The organism is Pseudomonas sp. H3_E04 (assembly GCF_054668915.1).
In genome coordinates, this window is sequence record NZ_CP162797.1 from 4,383,748 (window position 1) to 4,406,148 (window position 22,401).

Annotated in this window: 15 protein-coding genes; 13 read left to right on the top strand and 2 right to left on the bottom strand. The window is 54.8% G+C overall.

All coding sequences use genetic code 11. The annotated features are described in order from the left end of the window. Positions 1-37: 37 nt before the first annotated feature. The 8 genes from dnaN (at position 38) to AB4N53_RS19925 (ending at position 14,186) form a co-directional block, all read left to right on the top strand. Positions 38-1,141, top strand: coding sequence for a DNA polymerase III subunit beta (gene dnaN, locus AB4N53_RS19890; RefSeq protein ID WP_016772390.1), 1,104 nt, complete (start codon positions 38-40; stop codon positions 1,139-1,141). A 14-nt stretch (positions 1,142-1,155) separates the two neighbouring features. After that, a complete protein-coding gene (gene recF, locus AB4N53_RS19895; RefSeq protein WP_056791117.1) occupies positions 1,156-2,259 on the top strand; it encodes a DNA replication/repair protein RecF in 1,104 nt (367 codons plus the stop codon). Positions 2,260-2,264: 5 nt separating this feature from the next. Further along, positions 2,265-4,682, top strand: a complete 2,418-nt coding sequence (gyrB, locus tag AB4N53_RS19900) for a DNA topoisomerase (ATP-hydrolyzing) subunit B (protein ID WP_024014948.1) — start codon at positions 2,265-2,267, stop codon at positions 4,680-4,682. Between the two features lie 263 nt (positions 4,683-4,945). After that, positions 4,946-6,556 (top strand): type I restriction-modification system subunit M, encoded by a 1,611-nt coding sequence (locus AB4N53_RS19905; RefSeq protein WP_460122525.1) that lies wholly within the window; start codon positions 4,946-4,948, stop codon positions 6,554-6,556. Further along, on the top strand, positions 6,553-7,833 hold the full coding sequence (locus AB4N53_RS19910; protein ID WP_460122527.1) for a restriction endonuclease subunit S: 1,281 nt from the start codon (positions 6,553-6,555) through the stop codon (positions 7,831-7,833). The genes AB4N53_RS19905 and AB4N53_RS19910 overlap by 4 nt, the downstream gene beginning before the upstream one ends. 232 nt (positions 7,834-8,065) lie before the next feature. After that, on the top strand, positions 8,066-11,350 hold the full coding sequence (locus AB4N53_RS19915; protein WP_460122529.1) for a type I restriction endonuclease subunit R: 3,285 nt from the start codon (positions 8,066-8,068) through the stop codon (positions 11,348-11,350). Positions 11,351-11,363: 13 nt separating this feature from the next. Next, positions 11,364-12,074, top strand: coding sequence for a YgjP family zinc-dependent metalloprotease (locus AB4N53_RS19920; protein ID WP_460122531.1), 711 nt, complete (start codon positions 11,364-11,366; stop codon positions 12,072-12,074). Positions 12,075-12,134: 60 nt separating this feature from the next. Further along, positions 12,135-14,186 carry a DUF262 domain-containing protein gene (locus tag AB4N53_RS19925; protein WP_460122533.1) on the top strand — a complete coding sequence of 684 codons (2,052 nt, stop codon included), beginning with the start codon at positions 12,135-12,137 and terminating at the stop codon, positions 14,184-14,186. Positions 14,187-14,351: 165 nt separating this feature from the next. Here the strand turns inward: AB4N53_RS19925 and AB4N53_RS19930 are convergent, their stop codons facing one another. After that, positions 14,352-15,137, bottom strand: a complete 786-nt coding sequence (locus AB4N53_RS19930; RefSeq protein ID WP_244159684.1) for a hypothetical protein — start codon at positions 15,135-15,137, stop codon at positions 14,352-14,354. Positions 15,138-15,330: 193 nt separating this feature from the next. Between AB4N53_RS19930 and AB4N53_RS19935 the strand changes: the two genes are divergently transcribed. Then, a complete protein-coding gene (locus tag AB4N53_RS19935) occupies positions 15,331-15,519 on the top strand; it encodes a hypothetical protein (RefSeq protein ID WP_169884409.1) in 189 nt (62 codons plus the stop codon). A gap of 312 nt (positions 15,520-15,831) precedes the next feature. On the opposite strand, the gene AB4N53_RS19940 is transcribed toward AB4N53_RS19935, so the two are convergent. Continuing rightward, positions 15,832-16,749 (bottom strand): hypothetical protein, encoded by a 918-nt coding sequence (locus tag AB4N53_RS19940; RefSeq protein WP_169884410.1) that lies wholly within the window; start codon positions 16,747-16,749, stop codon positions 15,832-15,834. A gap of 120 nt (positions 16,750-16,869) precedes the next feature. Between AB4N53_RS19940 and AB4N53_RS19945 the strand changes: the two genes are divergently transcribed. The 4 genes from AB4N53_RS19945 to AB4N53_RS19960 are packed head-to-tail and all read left to right on the top strand — an operon-like array spanning position 16,870 to position 22,347. Further along, a complete protein-coding gene (locus AB4N53_RS19945; RefSeq protein ID WP_041931546.1) occupies positions 16,870-17,586 on the top strand; it encodes a TnsA endonuclease N-terminal domain-containing protein in 717 nt (238 codons plus the stop codon). Beyond that, positions 17,576-19,507: a Mu transposase C-terminal domain-containing protein gene (locus AB4N53_RS19950; RefSeq protein ID WP_169884411.1), complete on the top strand. Its 1,932-nt coding sequence runs from the start codon at positions 17,576-17,578 to the stop codon at positions 19,505-19,507. The genes AB4N53_RS19945 and AB4N53_RS19950 overlap by 11 nt, the downstream gene beginning before the upstream one ends. Continuing rightward, positions 19,504-20,412 carry a TniB family NTP-binding protein gene (locus tag AB4N53_RS19955; RefSeq protein WP_460122537.1) on the top strand — a complete coding sequence of 303 codons (909 nt, stop codon included), beginning with the start codon at positions 19,504-19,506 and terminating at the stop codon, positions 20,410-20,412. Before AB4N53_RS19950 ends, AB4N53_RS19955 begins: the two co-directional genes overlap by 4 nt. A 12-nt stretch (positions 20,413-20,424) precedes the next feature. Next, the gene (locus AB4N53_RS19960; protein WP_169884412.1) at positions 20,425-22,347 is read left to right on the top strand and encodes a TniQ family protein; all 1,923 of its coding nucleotides are present in this window, start codon (positions 20,425-20,427) and stop codon (positions 22,345-22,347) included. Positions 22,348-22,401: the final 54 nt, after the last annotated feature.

A 22,401-nucleotide genomic window follows, 5' to 3' on the forward strand; every position in this document is an offset into this window, starting at 1 on the left:
AACACCAGCGCAGCTTATTAAGGCAAGGGACTAGACCATGCATTTCACCATTCAACGCGAAGCCCTGTTGAAACCCCTGCAACTGGTCGCAGGCGTCGTCGAGCGCCGACAGACCTTGCCGGTACTGTCCAACGTGCTGTTGGTCGTCGAAGGCCAGCAACTGTCGCTGACCGGTACCGACCTGGAAGTCGAGCTGGTCGGTCGTGTGCAACTCGAAGAGCCGGCCGAAACTGGCTCCATCACCGTGCCGGCGCGCAAGTTGATGGACATCTGCAAAAGCCTGCCCAACGATGCGCTGATCGACATCAAGGTCGACGAGCAGAAACTGGTGGTAAAGGCCGGTCGTAGCCGGTTCACCCTGTCGACCCTGCCGGCCAATGACTTCCCGACCGTCGAAGAAGGCCCGGGCTCGCTGACCTGCAGCCTGGAGCAGAGCAAGCTGCGTCGCTTGATCGAACGCACCAGCTTCGCCATGGCCCAGCAGGACGTGCGTTACTACCTCAACGGCATGCTGCTGGAAGTTTCCGCTGGTGTGATCCGCGCCGTGGCTACCGACGGCCACCGTCTGGCGATGTGCTCGATGCAGGCCGATATCGGTCAGCCGGATCGCCATCAGGTGATCGTGCCGCGCAAAGGCATCCTCGAACTGGCGCGTCTGCTCACCGAGCCGGATGGCAATGTCAGCATCGTCCTCGGCCAGCACCACATCCGCGCCACCACTGGCGAGTTCACCTTCACCTCGAAACTGGTCGACGGTAAATTCCCGGATTACGAGCGCGTACTGCCGAAAGGTGGTGACAAACTCGTACTCGGTGATCGTCAGGCACTGCGCGAAGCGTTCAGCCGTACCGCGATTCTGTCCAACGAGAAATACCGTGGTATCCGTCTGCAACTGGCCAGCGGTCAGTTGAAGATCCAGGCCAACAACCCGGAGCAGGAAGAAGCGGAAGAAGAAGTGGGCGTTGAATACAACGGCGGCTCGCTGGAAATCGGATTCAACGTCAGCTACCTGCTCGACGTGCTGGGCGTGATGACCACCGAGCAGGTTCGCCTGATCCTGTCCGACTCCAACAGCAGTGCGCTGGTGCAAGAGTCCGACAATGACGATTCGGCTTATGTTGTCATGCCGATGCGTCTGTAATCAGCTGATCCTGAATGTCGTTAAGTCGTGTTTCGGTCACCGCGGTGCGCAATCTGCACCCGGTGACCTTCTCCCCCTCCCCCCGCATCAACATTCTTTACGGCGCCAACGGCAGCGGCAAAACCAGTGTTCTGGAAGCCATTCATCTGCTGGGGCTCGCCCGTTCGTTTCGCAGCACGCGGCTTTTGCCGGTGATTCAGTACGAACAGCTCGCCTGTACCGTGTTCGGTCAGGTTGAACTGGCTGAAGGCGGACACAGTGCGCTGGGGATTTCTCGCGACCGTCAGGGAGAGTTCCAGATTCGCATCGATGGCCAGAACGCCCGAAGCGCTGCGCAGTTGGCGGAGATCCTGCCGTTGCAGTTGATCAACCCGGACAGCTTCCGTCTGCTGGAAGGCGCGCCGAAGATTCGCCGGCAGTTTCTCGACTGGGGCGTGTTCCACGTTGAACCGCGTTTCATGGCCACCTGGCAGCGTTTGCAGAAGGCCTTGCGCCAGAGAAACTCCTGGCTGCGGCATGGTACACTTGACGCCGTTTCGCAAGCGGTCTGGGACAGGGAACTGTGTCAGGCCAGCGCTGAAATCGATGAATACCGCCGCGCTTACATCACAGCCTTGAAACCGGTCTTCGAGCAGACCTTGAGCGAACTGGTTGAGCTCGAGGGTTTGACGCTCAGCTATTACCGAGGCTGGGACAAGGACCGCGAATTGAGCGCCGTACTTGCCGCTTCCGTGCAACGGGATCAGCAGATGGGGCACACCCAAGCCGGCCCGCAACGCGCTGATTTGCGTCTCAGATTGGGCGCACACAATGCCGCGGACATCTTGTCCCGGGGTCAGCAAAAGCTGGTGGTCTGTGCGCTGCGGATTGCCCAGGGGCACCTGGTCAGCCAGGCCCGTCGCGGACAATGTATTTATCTGGTGGATGACTTGCCGTCCGAGCTGGACGAGAGCCACCGTCGCGCGCTATGCCGCTTGCTGGAAGACTTACGCTGCCAGGTGTTCATCACTTGTGTAGATCACGAATTACTGAGGGAAGGCTGGCAGACGGAAACGCCAGTCGCTTTGTTCCACGTGGAACAGGGCCGTATCACCCAGACCCACGACCATCGGGAGTGAAGGCATTGAGCGAAGAAAATACGTACGACTCAACGAGCATTAAAGTGCTGAAAGGCCTGGATGCCGTACGCAAACGTCCCGGTATGTACATTGGTGACACCGACGATGGCAGCGGTCTGCACCACATGGTGTTCGAGGTGGTCGACAACTCGATCGACGAAGCCCTCGCCGGCCATTGCGACGACATCAGCATCATCATCCACCCGGACGAATCCATCACCGTTAAAGACAACGGTCGTGGCATCCCGGTAGACGTGCATAAAGAGGAAGGCGTCTCCGCCGCCGAGGTCATCATGACCGTCCTCCACGCTGGCGGTAAGTTCGACGACAACTCGTACAAGGTATCCGGCGGTCTGCACGGCGTAGGTGTGTCGGTAGTGAACGCACTGTCCGAAGAGCTGGTCCTGACTGTGCGCCGCAGCGGCAAGATCTGGGAACAGACCTACGTCCACGGCGTACCTCAGGCACCGATGGCCATCGTTGGCGACAGCGAAACCACCGGTACCCAGATCCACTTCAAGGCTTCCAGCGAAACCTTCAAGAACATTCACTTCAGCTGGGACATCCTCGCCAAGCGCATTCGTGAATTGTCCTTCCTCAACTCCGGTGTCGGCATTGTTCTCAAGGACGAGCGCAGCGGTAAGGAAGAGCTGTTCAAGTATGAAGGTGGCCTGCGTGCGTTCGTTGAATACCTGAACACCAACAAGACTGCGGTCAACCAGGTGTTCCACTTCAACATCCAGCGTGAAGACGGCATCGGCGTGGAAATCGCCCTGCAGTGGAACGACAGCTTCAACGAGAACCTGTTGTGCTTCACCAACAACATTCCGCAGCGCGACGGCGGCACCCACCTGGTGGGCTTCCGTTCGGCACTGACGCGTAACCTGAACAACTATATCGAGCAGGAAGGTCTGGCGAAGAAGCACAAAGTCGCCACCACCGGTGACGATGCCCGTGAAGGCCTGACCGCGATCATTTCGGTGAAAGTACCGGATCCGAAGTTCAGCTCGCAGACCAAAGACAAGCTGGTCTCTTCCGAAGTGAAGACCGCGGTCGAACAGGAAATGGGCAAGTACTTCTCCGACTTCCTCCTGGAAAACCCGAACGAAGCCAAGCTGGTGGTCGGCAAGATGATCGACGCCGCCCGTGCCCGTGAAGCTGCGCGCAAGGCCCGTGAGATGACCCGCCGCAAAGGCGCGCTGGACATTGCCGGCCTGCCGGGCAAGCTCGCTGACTGCCAGGAAAAAGACCCGGCGTTGTCCGAACTGTACCTTGTGGAGGGTGACTCCGCGGGCGGCTCTGCCAAGCAGGGACGTAACCGCAAGACCCAGGCGATCCTGCCGTTGAAGGGCAAGATTCTCAACGTCGAGAAGGCACGCTTCGACAAGATGATCTCGTCCCAGGAAGTGGGCACGCTGATCACCGCGCTGGGCTGCGGCATCGGTCGCGAAGAGTACAACATCGACAAGTTGCGCTATCACAACATCATCATCATGACCGATGCTGACGTCGACGGTTCGCACATCCGTACCCTGCTGTTGACGTTCTTCTTCCGTCAGTTGCCAGAGCTAATCGAGCGCGGCTATATCTACATCGCCCAGCCACCGCTGTACAAGGTCAAGAAAGGCAAGCAAGAGCAGTACATCAAAGACGACGACGCCATGGAAGAGTACATGACGCAGTCGGCTCTGGAAGATGCAAGCTTGCACCTGAACGAAGAAGCCCCGGGCATTTCCGGTGAAGCGCTGGAACGTCTGGTGAATGACTTCCGCATGGTCATGAAGACCCTCAAGCGTCTGTCGCGCCTGTACCCACAGGAACTGACCGAGCACTTCATCTACCTGCCAGCCGTCAGCCTGGAAACCCTGGGCGACCATGCAGCAATGCAAGAGTGGCTGGCCCAGTACGAAGTCCGTCTGCGTACCAACGAGAAGTCTGGCCTGGTCTACAAGGCCAGCCTGCGCGAAGACCGTGAACGTGGCGTCTGGCTGCCAGAGGTCGAACTGATCTCTCACGGCCTGTCGAACTACGTCACCTTCAACCGCGACTTCTTCGGCAGCAACGACTACAAAACCGTGGTCACCCTGGGCGCGCAACTGAGCACCCTGCTCGACGAAGGCGCGTACATCCAGCGCGGCGAGCGCAAGAAAGCCGTTACCGAGTTCAAGGAAGCACTGGACTGGCTGATGGCTGAAAGCACCAAGCGCCACACAATCCAGCGATACAAAGGTCTGGGCGAAATGAACCCGGATCAGCTGTGGGAAACCACCATGGACCCAAGCGTGCGGCGCATGCTGAAAGTCACCATCGAAGATGCCATCGGCGCAGACCAGATCTTCAACACCCTGATGGGTGATGCGGTCGAACCTCGCCGGGACTTCATCGAGAGCAACGCGTTGGCGGTTTCCAACCTGGATTTCTGATCCAGTGTAGGTGGGCAAAGTTGTTTGCCACTTCGGCCAAAGTTAAGCGTTCTGACCAAAGTTAATAGCTCACTGCCCTGCCAAGAAACCCCGGTTGACCGAAAGGTCTGCTGGGGTTTTGTCATTCAATGGAGGTTGATTCTTCGGGCTCCAAATGGCGTCGACCTGTACAATCGAGCCCACTTTTTCTGATTTGCCCATGCGTCATGGCAGCAATCGCCAGGTGCTGGTGCGTTGTGCGTTTTATAAGGATTGATTTACCCATGGCTGACAAGCTGTCACTCGAAACGCTGGAGTCCTGGCTTTGGGAATCCGCCAACATTCTGCGCGGTTCCATCGACTCCTCTGACTTCAAGAACTACATCTTCGGCTTGCTCTTCCTCAAGCGTTACAACGACGTGTTCGACGAGCGTGTCACCAAGCTGAGGGAAGAGGAAAACCTGAGCTATGGCGAAGCTCAGGAGGAAATCGAGGACAAATGGGGCAAGTTTCCTATCAGTGCCCGCTGGTTCGATTTGATCTCACGTACCGAGAATATCGGCGAAGCCTTGGACAAGGCATTCGCGACTATCGAAGCCAATAACCCTGAGCTGCAACACGTACTGACCGCTACGCAATACGGTGACAAGCGGGTGTTGGCTGATGCCACCTTGCAACGTCTGCTGCGTCATTTTAACCAGTACAAGCTGGGTAATGATGACCTGTATAAGGCCGACATGCTGGGCGATGCCTACGAGTATCTGATCAAGCAGTTTGCCGACGACGCAGGTAAGAAAGGCGGCGAGTTCTATACGCCAAAGGCCGTGGTGCAATTGGTGGTTGAGCTGATTGATCCGCAACCTGGGCACAGTGTGTATGACCCGACCTGTGGCAGTGGCGGCATGCTGGTGGAGAGTGCTCACCATGTATCCGGTTTGCCCCATGGCACCCTGATGGGCAAGCCTAATGTGCTGCTGTTCGGACAGGAAAAGAACTTGGGCACTTGGGCTATCGCCAAGCTCAATCTTTACCTGCATAACATGCATGCAGCCATTGAGCGTGGAGATACGCTGGTCGAGCCCAAGCACCTCGACGGCGATTATCTGAAGACCTTTGACCGGGTAATTGCCAACCCGCCGTTTTCTGCCAAGTCCTGGTGGGCACCTTTGGAGCTAAGCAACGAGAACGAGCAAGACAGCGGCAAGAAGCCCAAAGCCCCCAACTACAAGCAAGTTAGCGACCCTTATGGTCGGCTGGTCTATGGCATCCCGCCACGGGGTTACGCCGACCTGGCTTTCGCTCAACATATGCTGGCCAGCCTTAAGGCTGATGGTCGCATGGGCATTATCCTGCCGCACGGTGTGCTTTTTCGCAGTGGTGAGGAAGGCAAGATTCGCCATGGGCTGTTGTTTGGCACGGATGCGGCCAACGGCAATCAGCCGGGCGATTTGATTGAAGCCATCGTAGGCCTACCGTCTGCCTTGTTCTACAACACCGGAATTCCGGCTTGCGTGCTGATTCTCAACAAGCAAAAACCCTCTGCTCTCAAGGGTAATGTCATCATCATCGATGCCAGTCGTGACTACCTCGAAGGCAAGGCGCAAAACACCCTGCGCGTTCAAGACATAATGCGCATCGTCAGCACACACAAGGCAGCCTTTGAGAGCTTGGCTGAGATAGAAAACTATTGTCGAGTGGTGCCGTTGGAGGAGATTCGCAGCAACGATGGAAACCTCAACATCGTTCGCTATATCGACAATGGTGAAACCGAACAGACGGTTGACCTGGTTGCAACCTTGACGCAACTAGCAGCTCTGGCTGAGGAAGATACGCAGATTGATGCCCGATTGAATGGCTATCTGGCTGAGCTGGGGCTGTTGGAGGCCGAGGTATGAGTTTAGTCGGTAAGCAGGGATACAAAGAAACAGCTGTCGGTTGGGTGCCAGAAAACTGGAGATGTGAGCAACTGGGAGGCTTCTTAACCCTGCTGACCGGCGCTCCATTCAAGTCTGAGCTTTTCTCATCGGATGGGGGAATTCCGCTAATTCGTATTCGTGATTTACTGCGGGGCTTCAGCGAAACAGGTTATCTAGGTGAATACGACGACCGCTACCTCGTAAATGCTGGGGATGTCTTGGTCGGCATGGACGGCGAATTCCATGTTGTACGGTGGGAAGGCTCTCAAGCACTCTTGAATCAGCGAGTTTTAAAGATTTCAGAGAAGCCAGGGCATTCAGATGAAGGCTTCCTTTTTTTCCTTGTTGCCAGTGTGATAAGAAAGATTCAGGACGGTATTTCGGCGACAACGGTTAAGCACCTGTCCACCAAGGACTTACAGAACCTAACCGCAGCAATTCCCCCGCTTTCCGAACAGCAAAAAATCGCCGCCATCCTCACAGCCGTGGGCGACAAACTGGATGTGATTTCCCGCCAGATTGAAGTCACTCAGGCACTCAAACAGGGCCTGATGCAAAGCCTATTAAGTAGGGGCGTGGGCATTCAAGACGTCAATGGCCGCTGGGTGTCGCATACCGATTTTAAGGACAGTGAGCTAGGGGCGATCCCTGCGCCTTGGTCTGTAAAGAAAATTGGTGACGTGTTAAGCGTTGTAGAACGCCCTATCAAAATGGCTGACGATCAGCTCTACCGGCGAGTGACGGTGAGGCGGCGTCACGGTGGGGTTGATCTTAGGGACGAGTTGCCTGGCGCGGACATTAAGGTCAAGAATCAGTATCTTCTTGAGGCGGGTGATTTTCTTATATCTGAGCGACAGATTGTCCATGGCGCGTGTGGCATTGTTCCTGAGCACCTTGCAGGTGCCTTGGTTTCAAACGAGTACCTTGTGCTCCAAGCAAGAGAAGGCTTTGACGTAACCTTTTTGAACTATCTGGTTCAGTTACTGAAATATGCAAAGCTGTTTCTTGTTTGTAGTCAGGGTGTGGACATCGAGAAGTTTCTCTTCAAACCCAAGGACTGGCTGAAAAAGTGGATTCCTGTGCCTCCGCTCGCGGAGCAGCAACGAATAGCTGAAATATTGGCAGCTATCGAAGAGAAAGCTCATGCCCTACAAAGAAAGCAGTCTGAGTATCAAGACCTCAAGCGCGGCCTGATGCAAAAGCTTCTAACCGGCAAATGGCGGGTCAAGCTCGATAGATCAACCGGTTCAGCCTAAGTTTTTATTCATGGACGAAATCACTCCCCTGCCCTTGGATCTATGCCTGAGCTTCAGCGCACCGTGCAGCGTAAGCTAGGACGTTGTATGTTGCAGTTGCGGCAGTTGGCGACGTGTAATCCATGATTCGCAGCAGTTTGAAAATCATAAGCAAAGCCAAGCCAATAATGGCCCTACGGCGGTTTGGTATCGCAGTCGTCCGAGGGAAACCTCCAAGGAACAGGAGTAAGCAATGAGCCAGTCACCGGAGAAGGTCGGTGTCGAGCTTCCCGCCATCAATTGGCTGATCAAGCTGGGCTACACCCATCTGCCCGGTAGCCAGGTGGAGGTTGAACATCGTCACCTAGCTCCGGTGCTGGACGATGTATTACAGGCTAGGCTGCTTATTCTCAACCCATGGCTGGCGAGCGCACCTGGTGGCATCAGTGCCGCACTGATCGAGCTACGCAAACGAGTTAACGATGAGCTGTTGCCCGCCAACAAGGCGTTCTGGGAACAGGTGGTGCATCGTTCCGATATCCAAGTGAAGGATGTCGAGGGCAAGCCGCGCAGCGTGCGCTTCTTCGACGCCAGCGATGCCAGCAACAACGACTTCCATGTGGTCGATCAGTACGTGGGGCGCAATGCGGATGGGGATGTTTTCCGGCCTGATCTGTTGCTGTTTGTGAATGGCTTGCCGCTGGCGATCATCGAATGCAAAGCAAGCCATCACCGCCAAGATGAAGCCCTGGGTCAATTGGATGGCTACCAAAGCACCTTTCCAACCCAGTTTGTATTCAACCAGGTATGTGTGGGGCTTAATCGACGTGAAGGGCGGTATGGCGCGATCCTGACTAAGCCTGCCTATTACGCCCGCTATCGGTTGCACGCGCAGGAGACTGCAGCTGTTGTTGCCCTATTAGGCGAGGCTCCGAGTGAGCAGGAGAACGTGCTGTGGGCATTGTTCGAGCCGAGTCGCTTCCTGCAACTGATCACCCATTTTGTGCTGTTCGAAACCCGCGACGGCAAGACGGTTAAGAAGCTGCCGCGTTATCAACAATGGCGAGCCGTGCGCAAAACGGTGGATCGCCTGTGCGCATCGAGACCCTCGGGTGGCGTCGTTTGGCATACCCAGGGCAGCGGGAAATCCCTGACCATGGCCCTGCTCGCTCGGATGCTGCGTGCCGATAGCACGGGGTTGAATAACCCTACTGTTTTGGTGCTGACCGACCGCAAAGACCTCGATAAGCAGATATTCGACACCTTCCACGCGGTGGGCATCAATGCCATACAGGCCGTGTCGGTTGATGGATTGTTGAAGATGTTATCCAACGACTACGGCAGCGTATTTACCAGCACGGTGCAGAAGTTTCAGGAGAACGACCAGCCCAGTGAGCAGGCCGCCGATAGGCCTGACGAAGAAGATGATGCATTGCAAGCGACCCGCCACCGTCGGATTCGTGAGGAGAAGGACTTCTTCATTGTGCATGAGCGCAATGTCCGCCACCGGCAGCTGGACGAAAATGGTGTGCTGCTGAAGGCTAAGTGGGAGGAAATCAGCCGGGAGAAGGTGCATTTCCGGGTGCTGAGCACCAAGGCTAATTTCTATGTGCTGGTCGATGAAGCTCATCGTAGCCAGTACGACTTCCTCGCAGCTTTCATGCGCGCCAGTTTGCCCAACGCCAAGTTCATCGCCTTTACCGGTACGCCATTGCTGCAAGAGGACAAACACACGCTGGGCGAGTTTGGTGGAGGTGAATACATCGACGAATACCGCCTGCATGAAGCGGTGGCGGATGGCGCAACCCTGCCGATCAAATACCAGGATGCCTGGGTGGCGTTGTCGGCCAATGCTGAACTGGATGCCGCTTTCAAAGAGCAGTTCACCGACCAGAGTGAAGTTCGCCAGCATGAGTTAAAGCGTGAGCTGCTGCGCGGCTGGCGTCAGGCCGGTGACCGCATTGAGCAGGTCGCTGAGCATCTGGTCGAGCACTTCCTCAGTAACGTAAAGGCCAAGGGCTTGAAAGCCATGCTGGTATGCGATGGCCGCGATATGGCGGTGCGTTACAAGGATCTGCTCGATGTAATCATGGTCGAGCGGGCGAGCAAGGGGTTGCTAACCTTTGACAGCAAGGTGGTGATTTCCCTGGCCAGTATTACCTCTTCCCGGACGGGTGCTTCTACCATAGAAGAGGCGGCAGCGTACGAAATAGACGCCGACAAGATCCGAAGCATCGAGGAGCGAGTCAAGGCTGAGGTTAAAGCCGGAAAGACACCCGTGGCCATGCCGTCCGAGCAGATCGGCAACTTTGTCAGCAAGCTGTTCCCCCTGCCCTACGGGGAAGTAACTAAAGGGCTTGATGGTAAGCCGCAGGCGAACAACGTCGGGCTAATCATCGTCTCCGACATGCTGCTGACCGGGTGGGATGCTCCGATTGTCGGCACCATGTACCTCGACAAGCCGCTTAAGGAACACACCCTGTTGCAGGCTATTGCACGGGTGAACCGCACCTTGTTCGGCAAAAATGCTGGTTACATCGTGGATTACTACGGAGTAGTCGAGCACCTTGATCATGCGCTGAAGATTTACGGCGGTGAAGTGAAGGCTTCGCAGGTCTGGGAAGGTGTTGAAACCGAACTGCCCAAGCTTCAAGCCACGCTCGACCGCATACTCAAAATGCTTCCAAATAAGCATGACCCGGTAGCGCAGCGCGAGGCATATAAAGATGACGCCGAGCGCTTCCTTGATCCTGCCGCCAGGCTAGACATGGTCGAAGAGTTCCTAGAATTGGTGAAGCAGTTCAATCGCTCTGTGGACATCATCCTGCCGGATGTACGCGGCGTACCCTTCAAGTCCTACTTCACCCTGTTAGCTGAGATTCGGTTGATGCTGCGGGATAAACTGCCGGGTGATACCTACAAGGAACGCATCACCAAGCTGGAATCCAAGCTGCTTCAACAGCTGCTGGATGAGTACATCGCCGCCAGCCCGGCCAAGAGTCTGCTGGGTCATGAGGTATCGATTCTGGATGCCAGCGATATGGAGCGTTTAAAGAAGCTGGCGAGCCCCGGTAGCCGCGCCTTGGTGATGAAAAACCAACTGAAACAAACCATCGTCACCGGCAAGGATAAGGATCCAGCATTCTTCGACAAGATAGCTGAGGAGTTGGACAAGTTGCTTGAAGAGGAAAAAGCGGGTCGCATTACCCAGGCGAGGTTCCTGGAGCAACTGGAGCTGTTCAGCCAGCGGGTTCAGGACAAGGACAACACCGGTTTTAATAAGCCCGCGCATTCAGCGGTGTACCACTACCTTGCCGCGTTACTGGCTGAGAACTCGGCAAGGGTGGCAACGACCAAGCTGTTCGAGGATGAAATGCTGAGTCGTGCTCTGGCGACTGGAAACTGGAAAAAAATGCCGGATACGCACCCTGATTTTAGAGATCACCTGCGGGGAGTATTGATGCCTCTGGCGGGCTGGGAGCGCTCAGTAGCGCGTGATCACGCCAAGCGAATCTTCGATATTTTGCTGAAAAACTAACGCGGCGTTGCCCATGCCAGTATTGAATTACGGCCAAACAGCTATCGAGTGGTACTTCCAGCTCGATACCAAACTCAAGCGCCATTACGTGACAGTGGAACGGGGGCGACCTGTTCTGTTGCGCGGGCCGCTGGTGGATGAGCTTGAACAAGAGGCTTTGGTGCTCCGTCGTGCACGCTGGATTCGCGAAAAGCTGGCTCAGGTGAATCAGCCCTTGGCCACCGAGCCCATCGTGACGGGTAGCCGTCTGCGCTATGGCGGGCGTACTTACTTCACCGAGGTACGGCATGTGCTGGATATCCTCAAGCCCCGACTAACCTTCACAGCATCGCGTTTCATTGTTGAAAACCCAGATGATACGAGCATCCAGCCCGAAGAGCTGATGCCGTTACTGGAGCGGTTCTACCGGGAACGTGCTCATGAGAAGCTGTTGATACGTGTCCGTCACTGGCAGCGAGAAACTGGTCTTCAAGCCACTGGTGCTCGTATCCGTCACTTCCAAAGCCGCTGGGCCAGCTGCGATGCGAACAACGCTCTGGAGTTTCATCCTCGCGTGATGGAGCTACCAGCCAGTGTGCAGGACTACGTTATCGTCCATGAGCTGTGCCATACAGTGGAAAAGAACCATACCAAGGCATTCTGGGGGCTGGTGGCTAGTCATATGCCTGATTGGCAGAGGCATCATCAGGTGTTGGAGCGGGCGGTGTTTGGGGATGCGGTTTGATCTTCAGAGCAGCCCAAAGACTACTGAAATGCCGATTTTCAGTACAGACAAGGATTTAGGATGCAACCCAATAAAACCACGGTTACCGGCCTATTTAGTACCCCCCATCAGTACCAGATTCCCATTTTTCAACGGGGTTATGTATGGACTTTGGAGAAGCAGGTTGGCCCGCTGTGGACTGACATCCAAGACCGGGCTGATGCTGTACTGGAGCAACAATCGCTGACATCAACTGGCATCACGGCGGCACTGAGGCCATTACAGAAGCACTTTCTAGGGTCGATTGTGATGACACCGGTGCCGAACAGTTTCGGCAGAGCGCCAGCCTTCGAGGTGATTGATGGTCAGCAGCGTTCCACCACCTTACAACTCCTGTTACTGGCCTTTCGCCAGGCAGCATGTGAACTGATAGAAAGCCCCATTCCACAAATGCTCGATGGCTTGGTACGTAATCCAGGCCCATACCAGAGGACAGAAGATCATTACAAGGTCTGGCCAACCCAAGCTGGACAAGACGAAATGCGCCGTCTGAGTGATACCACCACTTCCATTCAGGACGTCGGAGCGGCATACCCGGTACGTAATGGACGCACTCGAATTGAGCGGCCCTTGATGGTGCAGACCTACTTATACCTCTACCACGCTTGTCTTGCCTACATGCGGGGAATTGACCTCACAGATGTTGTCGACCCTGCTACCGAACCCACGTTCGGCGATACGCTGATCGCGGATATACGTCGCAGTAATGAAGTTTCGCCTTTGCAAGCCCACACGCCCCTAGGGCCGGAGCGCGCTCAGGCACTTTATATGGCGTTAGCCGATCATGTGCAGATCATGACCCTGACGCTGGAAGTGGAGGATGACCCTCAGGTCATCTTCGAAACGCTCAATGCGCGTGGTGAACCACTGCTGGCGTCTGACCTGGTACGTAATTTCGTTTTTCTTGAAGCTGCCCGCCAGGGGAAGCCTGTACCGCAACTATATGAACGGTACTGGAGCCCTTTTGATCTTGTTGCGACCACCGGCAAGGGCGTTTCGGCAAATGCCTACTGGCGAGAAAAGGAGCGTCAGGGCCGCTTGACCTATCCGCGCATTGATTTGTTCTTCTACAACTACGCTACCTTGCGTAGCCAGGAAATTACCCTCGCCAGTCATGTATTTCAGTCATACAAAGCATGGTGGCAAAAGCAGCCACGCGATCTTGAAGTAGAGCTGGCGCGACTTGTTGCGTCCAGCCATCACTTTCAGGAGTTGGTATCACCGGAGGGCACTGGGTACTTGGCTGAGTTTGCACGCTTGGTTAAATCACTGGACGTGGGTACGGTCACCCCGGTTTACCTCGCACTGCGTGAGCAACTGGGAACCGACAGCGTTGAGCTGAAACAGGCCCTCGGCGACTTGGCCTCCTATCTGACGCGACGCGCGGTATGTGGATTGACCACCAAGGGCTACAACCGCTTTTTCATGCGTGTGCTGCAAGCGGTGACGGGGGGTGTCGAGGCCCCTCATACAGCCCTGCGCAAAATACTTTTAGCGGCGACGGCCCCGAGCGAGGTCTGGCCGGATGACACCCTGTTTAGCGACAAGTGGTGTCATCGTCCGGTTTACAAGGAACTTCGGCCCGTTAAAACGTGCGGTGTCCTGCGGGCGCTGGAATACGCCGCTCGTGGCACTCAGCAGGGCAGTAATCATGTGCCAGTCCAGTCTGACTTGACTGTCGAACATGTGATGCCGCAGAGCTGGGAAAAGTTACCTATATACCAAATAGCAGAGATGACCGAGCCACAGCGTCAGCTTAGAGAGGCAGTAGTTCATGGTTTTGGGAACCTAACGTTGCTTACCCAGCCGCTGAACAGCTCAATCAGCAATGGCCCCTTTGCCGACACTCATAATGCTTGCTGTGAGCCGGTTCTGGGTAAACGATCTCGACTGGGTCAAAGCGCCCTGCTGCTGAATACCTATTTTCATCAGACAGCGCTCGTAGCTTGGGATGACGATGCCGTTGCCAGGCGTTCTGAGTCCCTACTGAAAGCAGCATTACTTGTGTGGCCGAAACCTGTAGACGGCTGTGCCGCCCCCGTTTCGGTAGCATCGGCGATCTCAGGGAACTGACTATGACTTTCTCGCTGGCACGTGAAACCAGAACCTAGGTTGCTGGTATAGCGCAGGGGACGATGCTGGTAACCGCCATTGGTTAAGTGGTTGCCAGCAGTTGGCCAGGAATGAGCTCTGATTGACCATAATCGCCAATTACGCGCAGCTCGAATCGTAGGGAGGTTAGGAAGGGCCCTGCCGTTCCTGAGCCTTGCGAAAGGCTAAGGCCATGGTCGTGGTCGCTGGCGCGCGCTCAGTCGGTTTCTTCGGCTCACGCTGGACGTTGGGCCGGCGTGGACTGGACGGCTTAATCAACGAGGCGGTTCGCTTATCTGCAGGGGTGGGTTTCGCCGACTCAGCCGGTGTACTTCGCCCATCTCTCGCTTGAGCAAGCAGACTGTAGACGTCGAGGGTGACCGGCGAGCCCTGCGGGAGCAGGATCGACAGCTGAAAGTGGCCGTCGCTTACGGCTTTAATCTGCGCCAGGTTGTGCTCGGACAGCACCTGATGATGTTGATGGTGCGCCACGACCCGCCGCAGGTAGAGGGACAGGTGCTGTCCCTGACGAGTTCCGGTCAGCTTGAGGTAGCTTTTGTCGATGCCTGTGACCGCTTCGATAATGAACGGTTGCCAGCCGGCGCGCTGCCAAGCATAGGTGATTGGCTCACCTGTGGCTGGAGCTTTACCTGGTCGGCTGCTAGTGTCGGTGCAGGGATGTTTAGGCCAAGGCGGGCCCAGCTCGTCGAAGAAAACTCGGCCCCCCCTGGCCGATTGATAAAAGAACACCGCCGCCCCGCACACTGGGCAGCTGGCGTTCGGATTGACGTAGCTGTGGTAGGTATTGGTAAGTGAAATGAACCAGCCGCTGGGGGCCAATGGCGCGCTAAAGGTATTGATGGATCGCCCCATATGTCCATCACCGCCCCAACCACAACTGCAGTTTTTAGGATGATTCCAGGCATTACACATCAGCACCTCCTTGTGGTCGCGAATGGCGGTATTTTTCTAGTCACGCTCAGCTTTTCAATCGGCTCCTATTCAAGGGGCGTAGGCTGCTTGTATAGCACTCGACCGTTCTGGTGGAGTCCTAGTAACTGACGACCGGTGTGTCGCCGGGGGCTGGCAATGCTACGTTGAATGAAATCGTACGGAGGGGCTCAGTATGGGCTGGTTCAGAAAACCTCGACAACTCACCTACTGGGAGCGCCGTGAACAAGCGTTCATTGATGCCGTGAACAAGCTAAAAACCTTGCACGTTACCCCTGAAGGGGCGATGTACATCGATCCAGAAGAGATTCGCGAGCAAATCATTGCTTCTCGAGAACAATTAAAGCAATTCGTCGTTAAGTAGGCGAATAGGTGAGCGGCTGCTTACTAGCTCTACACCCTCCCTCTTAACCTTATGGCTAGTACACAGATTGCCATTGCTATGTCGAGCTGTTGAGTTCTTCGCAGGGTCAAACTTTGACGGCTTCAGGTGCGTCGTAAATCTACTTGTGACTTCACTCATCAGACGAGCCCAGGTATCAATCCAGCATCTAAACTTGTGTTTGTCGGCGGAAAATCGTTTATTCCGGTGTTGAGGTCGTCACCGGTTCATAACATGCCAGCGTTTGTTCATTCTGGTTGCGGTTCTGATGAACTCATGCGGATAACCTGGTAATCAAATTTCCTCTGCGATTTCATCAATGACTGGACGAAACGAACCATGAGCCTTGCGTCGAGTGCTCACCTTGACTCCGTCCCACCTGAGAGGATCGACGCCATCAATCAGCTCTCTTTCCAGAGCCCTTCCGCGATTCTGAAAGGGAACGATTGATTGGCTATCCTGGCTTAAAGTACCTAGGTACAACCACTTTCCCAGTGCTTTAACACTATGAGCATAGAACGCCAGTTCATGGGCAAGCGATGAGCCATTTGGAAAGATGTACCACACTTTTTCAAAGTAAGTCCGAGCGAAACTAGCCAACTTAAGCAAGTCTGCCGCAGCTCTCTCCTCTTTTCGCGAAGTGTCTCCCACCCGTATAAATATGGCAGCCTTGGGGTGCCCATTCACTTGGATCATGAAGAACTGATTGAATAAATCAGAGTGACCGACCTTTATCATTTCGCCTTCGGGATAACCGAAAAAGTCTGGCCTCGATATCTCCAGCACCTCGCCGCACCGACGTTCGTGCTCGGCGACTCGGGAGCGAGCGCGGGCGCGACTGGTAGTGGTGGCAGTGCCCACGCTTTTCGCATGACCTTCTGTAATATTGCGCAGGTCGAGCAAAGTCTGCTGGTTAGCGAGCGTGCTTTGCACAAGTGACAAAGCTACTTCACTGTTGAGCTGGTTTAGTCGTTCAAGCTGCTCAATGTGAGCGTAACCGCAGCCCACCTGTTCAGAGGAACATGGCCCTGCAATACGATCCAGGAAATTGCCGGCTTTCAGCATTCGCGAAACGACCTTGGCATCGTACCCCTGCTCGTCTGCGAGTTTTCGGATCAGCAGGTTGATGCTGTCGTTTCCCTGGTAGGCATCCAATTGCGCCTGCACATTTTTGTATAGCGTGTACCAGTGTTGGCGTGCCTGCCTACCCATTCCAATCCCCAAGCTAGCCGTGTAGTCCAGATGTGTCCTTTGAGTACACATCACCAAATCTTGACAGTCTATCGACCTCGGGCTATACCTAACAGCTCAATTATTTGGTGAAGTGTACCAATGAAGTCTGACAGTAAAAGCCATGCTTTCAGCCGAGACGTTGCAAAACGGGTCAGGCGTTCGCGCAGGGCATATGTCATGTGCTCGGCAAAAAATGGCAATGTCGAAATCCGAGTGGAGTCTCGGCTTGAGCAATCCGTTGCTCAGGTGTTCGAGCTGGATCCCCGAGTTCGCTCCTACCGGGCACAACCGTTCACACTCGATTTATCAACGGGTGATCTGTTACCAGAGAAGCACCTGATCAAACCTCAGGGCACGATGTATTACACGCCTGATTTTTCTGTCCTCCTTGACGAGCTACAGGTTGTCGTGGAAGTAAAACCTCGTCTTTTTGTGGAGGAGCAAACTGAGTTCCTGAGGTTGGTGAGAAGTGCCCTGCTGAGTAAAGGCATGCGCTTCATCGTTATTTCTGAAGATGACTTTAAGGGTCACTACCTCAGAAATGTTCAGCTGTTCATACCCTATTTAACACAAGCATCGGCTGCTCTCTCGCAGTGGGCCGCTCCTTTGCAAACACTTACTCCCGACCGCCTCAAAGGCCCTGTCCGCCAAATCCTGGATACAGGCTTACCGGCGAACTACCAGCTCGCAGCGGGGGTGCTACTCGGGGTTGTCAAATTTGACCTTGAGATACACCAGTTCGAGCTGATGGATTTTGAAATTGCGCCTGCATTTGGCTCGTTGGAAGCCTTTGAGGTGATTCGTTATGAACTCTAATTTAGAGGCAGGGCAAGCTGTCGTATGGCAAGACACCTGCTACGTTATCAAGGCCATCAAGCCACTGTTGGGGGACATCGTTCTCGAGGCGAAGGGTGGTGTTGAGCGCGCTGTCGATATTCGAGCCTTTTATAATCAGGTCGCCTCTGGTGACATTGCATTGCCTGGTCGGAAAGTCGAGGCTACAAAGCGCTCTTGGTCTAAAACCGAGCAAGAGGAAGCCGACTTTCGTCAGAAACTGATCGAGCTCCTGGTATCACTTGATGCCCAATCTCTGGATGATCAAGCGTGCAATGAGCGTGTGGATGCATTTTGTTTACTCCACCAGCACAAAAGGCCTTCGAACAAAAGCATCCAGAATTACCGGCGCAAATTCAAATGTCATGGGTTCGAAGGACTTATCCCAAATTTCAGTCGCAGGGGCGGTTCCGGGTGGGCGAAAAAATCCGGAGCAAAGGAGGTCGCAGAACGTGTCCTGATTCAGACGTTCATGAAAGACGATAAGGTGAATCTGTCGTCCGTGACGACGATGATCAATCAAGAGTTGAAAGACCTCTGCCAAGAATCAGGGGCTGAAGAACAGATTGATCGAAAGACGATCAGTCGTCTTCTCCAGAAATTGCCCAGCTCTTTGGTGAAAGAAGGGCGCCTTGATCCTCGCACGTTCAATCTTTGGAATCGTCAGGCTGTCCGGCGTTATGACGTGAAGCAGCCCTTTGAGCGCGTTGAAATCGACGCTAAGACATTGGATGTGTATTGCCGCGACGAATTCGGTAACCGCTATACCGAGCTGACCATGTACGCCATGGTTTGTGCACACGCTTCATACCCTGTCGCCGTATATGTAAGCGGCGGTAAGCCCAGCGAATACACCTTGTTGAAAGTGTTCGAGTTCTTTCTGGCGCCGAAAGACCAGGCGTTCAAAGACCGTTTCGGCATCGAAACGGACTGGGTGCAGCCTTGCGGCATCTCCACAGTGGTTCTCGACAATGCGTCAGAGAATTTCTCCGACCTATCTTTGGGCATCGTACGGCGCTTGGGGATTCAGATCGAGTACGCCCGGATTGCCCGAGGCGACGACAAGCCGCACGTGGAGTCATTCTTCAAGGCATCCGACGACGGTGTTTTCACCAAAATGCCGGGTGCTAAGCAGAGCCAGGACAAACGAATCAAAAATCGTCATGCCAAGGCCGAGGCTGAGGCCTGTTACTCAATCGAAGAGATCTACCGGCACATCGTGACATTCGTTGCCGACGTCTACATCCACCGTCCAAATCAGAAGCTTGGCTTTCGATATGGCAAGCCCATGACCCCCAAAATGGCGATGGATGAGGCCTTGTCTAATTTCCTGCCAGTGCCGCCACCCTCCCTCGATCAACTGAAGAAGTTGCTTCTTGAGGTGAACAGGGATACTCGCCAGCTTCAACACTACGGCGTCGACTTTGAAGGCTTTCAATTCCATAGCCAAGCTATGGCCGCATTGGCGCGCGAGCGCGCCATCAGCACTATCGACATCTTGTACAACCCCGAAGATTGCACCGCGATCTTTGCTGTGCATCCTGACGATGGCAGCCTGATCCGACTTCACAATAAAACCGTCGGTATCCCAGAGGTGTCATTCGTGGTGGCCAAGATGTTGAAGAAGGCTTATTCGGGTGGCAACGCTGAGATGAATGGACACGACTATCAGCGCGTGTATGCCCGAATGCTCGCCCAGTTCACGGCTGACAGCCAGCGGCGTCCAAAAATCAAGGCTAACAACAAGGCATTGCGTGAGCGCGAAAAAGTCTCGGAGAAGGCCGAAATAGCAGGCCAGCTCGAAAAGTACACGTCCCAACCACTAGATGCTTTCGTATCGCCAAAGGCGGACGACTCCAGTGAGGATGATTTTGAACCCGCGCCGCGCAGGGCACAACCATGAACCAAGTGATGAACCCTTTAGTCTGTCATCACCGTTTTAACGTCGTACAGACTGAAATTGAATCAGCCTTGGCGCGCACGGAGAGCGGTGATCCACAGATCCTGCCCATCGTCGGGCCCACCCGCGTCGGCAAGTCGAAGTTGTTGGCAAGTATCATCGCTAGCCATACAACCAGTGAACCTTTGGGACACCGCAAAATTATCTATGTGGTAAGTCCCAAACATCTCACCGGGCGGGCTTTGCCGGATGCCTGTTTGGTCAGCATCGGCATGAGTACCGCGCTGTTCAGGAATCATGTGTTGGCGACCGATGCCTTCATCAAAGCGGTCAACAAGCAGTCGACGCTGCTGCTCATTTTCGACGAGACGCAACACATGCTGGAGCGCAGTGGACGCACGACAGTGCGTGCGGCTGCTGACTTCATCAAGCTGATTTTTGATCAGACGCGAGCCAGCATCGTGCTGGCGGGACTACCGACCCTGCTCGGGCTGTTCAAGGAAAATGAACAATTGGCTGATCGAGCCCTGAGCCCCATCGAATACTACCCATATCAATGGCAGGGCACAGATTACAAGCATTTCCGCAGCGCGCTGGGCAGCGCACTGGAGCACCTGTCTGAGAATGGCTGGGACACGTTTGCGTTTAATGATGCGGAGTTTGCTCGCCGCATGTACTTGGCCTCTGCAGGTCGGTATGGGCTGATCCACAAGCTTTTCGGCGAGGTGCAACTGGTTGGGCAAGCCGACAAGGTAGCAGGCTATGAAGCGTTTACTTTGGCCTATCAACGCGCCGTGATGGGGCGGCTGATCGACTTCAATCCCTTCGACATTCAGCAGCCTGTATTGGTTGAACACATGGCCTTGGTTTATGCGAAGGTCATGCAAGAAGCCGGCGTGCGCATCTAAGGGGAAAAAACCATGCTGGCGTTCATACCAAACGATGACATATCTGACGAAAGCCTCAACGGCTATCTGTTGAGACTGACAGAGGAGAACTTTCTTGGGTCTACCCATGCCCTTTTGCGACCGCCCGGTGTCCGGCTAAAAAGCCGTTACACCGATGGGGAGCGGTCTGCCATAGCGCAGTACCATGGGCTAGATGCGCAACGGCTTGATCGTTTGGCAGCGTTTCCTGCTGTAGAAGGATCGATGGCTGCTGGGTTATTCCTGAGAAAGCTTGTCCCCGTCTGTCCGGAGTGCCTGCAGCTATCAGGTCATATCCGCCAGGCGTGGCATCATCAGCTATTTACGGCCTGTCCGCTGCATCAGGTACTGCTCATCGCCGAGTGCCCGGAATGTGAATCGTCGTTGGAATTAAATCGGGGGGCCGTGTCTCAATGCGGTTGCGGATGCGATCTGTCACTAGCGACCGCGCTGCCAGCCGATGCCGCCAACCTCCTGATTTCATCGATCCTCCTGCGCACCGGTGAGAATCAGCAGGTGCTTTCAGGTTTGAACCATGCGCCGGGTGTCCCGCAGGACATCGACAAATTCCTGCTGTTTCTCGCCAATCTGACCTTGAAGGTGCCACACAGGAAAAATGTGGCCATTGATTTTAAACGTGCCGTTGAGATCAATCAGGCTTGTTATGTGATGGCTCAGGATTTATTGACTGGATTTCGGACATTTGTGCTAGCAAAGGTACAGGCCGCGAACCAGGCAGACTCCAGGCAATTCATTCGTCATTTGGGGGCTTGGTACAGAGAGCTGAACGCCTCGTTCAACTCCGCAGCTTACGCACCCTTACGGGCCATCGTTACCGATATCATCCTCGGCCATGCCCATACTCCGATCAACCGAAAAATGAAGTATATCGGCGCAGAGCTATTGGGCTTAAAGGCTACGTTTACCGCTAATGAAGCTGCCCGTTTGCTTGGTTCTTCGCCCGACCGAATCATGTCGTACGTGAAGACTGGCCAGTTGCCTGGGAAGGTCATACAGGGGGCGTTGGTCGACTTCTGCCTAATCGACCGCGCAGCAGTTGAGGCGCTCCAGCAGGCTGCAGAAGGTCTCGTCACCAGCAAAGATTTGCTCCGTATCCTCAACATCACTCGTCGGGTGCGCGCGCGCCTACTGGAATCGGGAACCTTAAATCGAGTGCCGGAAAGCGACAGACCCCTGTTCGCTAAAGGGGAATTTCTAAAGAAGGATGTCCAACGCCTGATCGACGTGCTCGCCGAAGCGCCGGTGCCTGTGGTTTGCCACACAACCCTCGGGATTGAAGACATCAGCGCTAAGCGCTTCTCCTACCACCAAGCCTGTGAAGTCTATCGGCTGATTTTCACTGGTCAGATCAAGCCAGTATCAAGAACTCCTGAAGTACAGGGGTTAGCAGCCTTTGGATTCGATCAGGAAGAAATCCTGGGGCATCTGCGACAAGACTCTGCCTTGTTTGAGCTGACCATTACGGATCTCACCAAGATGACTCGCTGGAAGCACGAGAACATCAAAGCCTGGGTGGAACAAGGTCATTTGGGGGCCCGTGTTGAGTCCTTGGGCAGAAGCCGCAGGGTGTTTATTTCGGTAGTGGATCTGCTGATGTTTCTCTCCACGCACATTGTGGTCGCAGAAGTTGCCGAGCGCTTGGGCAGTAAGTCAGTACACCTAACCAACTCTTTGGCAAGTAAAGGCGCCATGGTGAGAGGCGGCCACGTGACGTCTGAAGGTACTCAGCGCGGTGCCTTGATATCAACAGATGCCCTGATCAAATTAGCGTTGGGGCGTGCTGCTGGCGAAAGTCCTCGAAAAGCTAGCGACGCGAGTATGGGGGCGACAACTCGGTGTTTGACTATGGCGGATCTCGCGGACGGGTTGTTCGGGGCGGAGAATCGGCCCGGCTAAGGTAGTCGTGCTATCAGATCGAGTGCTTAACGTATGCGCCGGGCAAGGCGTCGA